At 75.8% G+C, this 1986-nt stretch carries 3 protein-coding genes; all 3 read right to left on the bottom strand.

All coding sequences use genetic code 11. From position 1 onward, the window contains the following. On the bottom strand, window positions 1-455 hold a 455-nt coding region (locus Q7T15_RS02550; RefSeq protein WP_304692975.1), incomplete at its 3' end, for a glycerate kinase. Next, window positions 452-1435, bottom strand: coding sequence for a squalene cyclase (locus tag Q7T15_RS02545; protein ID WP_304692973.1), 984 nt, complete (start codon window positions 1433-1435; stop codon window positions 452-454). The genes Q7T15_RS02545 and Q7T15_RS02550, both read right to left, overlap by 4 nt. Window positions 1436-1489: 54 nt before the next feature. Continuing rightward, window positions 1490-1986: C40 family peptidase (locus tag Q7T15_RS02540; protein WP_304692971.1), on the bottom strand; the 497-nt coding region annotated here is incomplete at its 5' end.

The raw sequence follows: 1986 nt of genomic DNA, 5'->3' as shown, positions 1-1986 counted from the left end.
AGCAGGCCCGCACCGCCGTCGGTCGTCGCCGACCCGCCGACCGTGAGCAGCACGCTCGTCGCGCCGCCCTCGAGCGCCGCGCGCAGCAGCAGTCCGACCCCGGCGCTGTCGGCCTCGAGCGGGCGCAGCGCCACGTCGCTCACGAGCGGGAGGCCGTTGGCCTCGGCCGCCTCCACGACCGCGGTGGCGTCGGGCAGCAGCCCCCAGCGCGCTGCGCGCGGTCGGCCGATCGCGTCGGTCGTCGGTGTGCGGCGCTCGGTCGCTCCGTCGAGGGCGAGCAGGGCATCCAGCGTGCCCTCGCCCCCGTCGGCGAGCGGGAGCCGCTCGATGCGCGCGCTCGCCCCGAGAGCGTCGGCGAGCCCGGCGGCCATCGCGTCGGCCGCGTCGCGCGCCGAGAGGCTGCCCTTGAACGCGTCCGGCGCGACGAGGACGCGCAGCGCGGGCGGGTCGCTCACGCGGACGAGCCGGCGGCGTCGTCCCACCACGCGAGCGCGCGCGTGCCGAAGAACGTGAGCCACGGCGACCGCTCGCCGACGGGGACGTCGATCTCGAACCAGACCCGCCCCGGGTAACGGCGCTCCTGCAGCCACGAGCCGTCGGGCTGCCGCGCCGCCCGCACCGAGTCGACGGCGTCGGCCAGGCGCGGGTCGGCTGCCGTGCCGTCGTGGAGCGAGGCGGCGCGGAAGTAGTCGATCGCCCGCAGGGCCGTGTGCCGCCAGCGGAACGGGTACGCGATGCGCGTCACCCAGTCGCCGAGCGGCTCGCCCGTGGTCTCGCGGAAGAGGATGCGGCGCCGCAGCAGGTACTCCTCGGCGCGATGGCGCACGTCGCGCAGGCGGGTGTCTCCCGTGCGCGCCTCCCAATCGAGGATGCTCGTGAGCGCGTTGATCGTCGAGTGCACCGAGGCGCGCGTCGAGCCCTCGACCCACTCGCAGTTCCAGCCGCCCTCGGCCATCTCGTGCTCGGCGAACCAGTCGGCGAGGTCGCTCATGTCGCGGCCGAGCCAGGCGCCGTTGGCGAGGGTCCAGCCGTTGATGCACGCGTCGACCTCGCCGCCCCAGTAGGGAAGGTCCTCGTACTCCCATCGCGCGTTCGCCGCGAGCCTCTCGGCCGTGCCCGCGAGCGCGGCGGGGTCGAGCCCCCAGTCGCGCAGGGTCGAGAGGCTCCACGTCGTCGCCGTCCACGGCTGGCCGGCGTCGCGCGCGGCCTCCGGGCCGTCGAAGTCGAAGTCGGCGGGGAAGTACGCGCCGCCCGCCCACTGCCCGTCGTCGTCCTGATGCGCGAGCATCTCGGCACCCATGCCCTCGGTCGCGACGCGCGCCCGGGTCGCCTGCCAGACGGCGGGAGGCTCGCCGGCCAGGTCGCGCTCGACCTGCCAGCGCAGCGCCGGGTCGGAGTCGAGCATCCAGGTCAGCAGAGCGGCATCGGTCGGCATTCCCGGAGCCTAGCGACGTCCTCCGACGCGCGGAACGGGCTCTACCCCGGCCCTCTACCCGGTGGGGCGCGCGACGTACGGCACGAGGTCGTACGTGTAGACGGGCCAGTCGCGCACGGTCTTGCCGGGGGATGGCGCCTCGATCATGCGATTGCCGCCGATGTAGAGGGCGACGTGGTACTTCGACCCGGACGTCGAGCCGCCCGTCGCGTAGAAGATCAGGTCGCCGGGCTGACGGAGGGCGTACGGGACGAGCTTGCCGCGCTGCTCGGCGTAGCGGTACTGCATGGTCGCGCCGTGGCCGCCGATCGAGACGCCGGCGGCGGCGTACGACTGCATCGTGAGTCCGGAGCAGTCCCAGGAGTCGGGGCCGCGGCCCGCGAAGGCGTAGGGCTCGCCGAGCTGCTGGCGCGCGAAGGCGATCGCCGTCGCGACAGCCGCGGCGTTCGGAGCGGCGTACACGGGCGCCGGTCCTGCCGGCGCGGCGGGCGGCGGAGCGGGGGCGACCGTCTCCGCCGGCACCGGCGCGGGCGCGGGGGCGGGCGGCTGCG

Origin of the sequence: Microcella sp. (assembly GCF_030645145.1) — a bacterium.
GTDB lineage: Bacteria > Actinomycetota > Actinomycetes > Actinomycetales > Microbacteriaceae > Microcella.
This window is presented reverse-complemented; position numbering and strand designations above follow the sequence as displayed.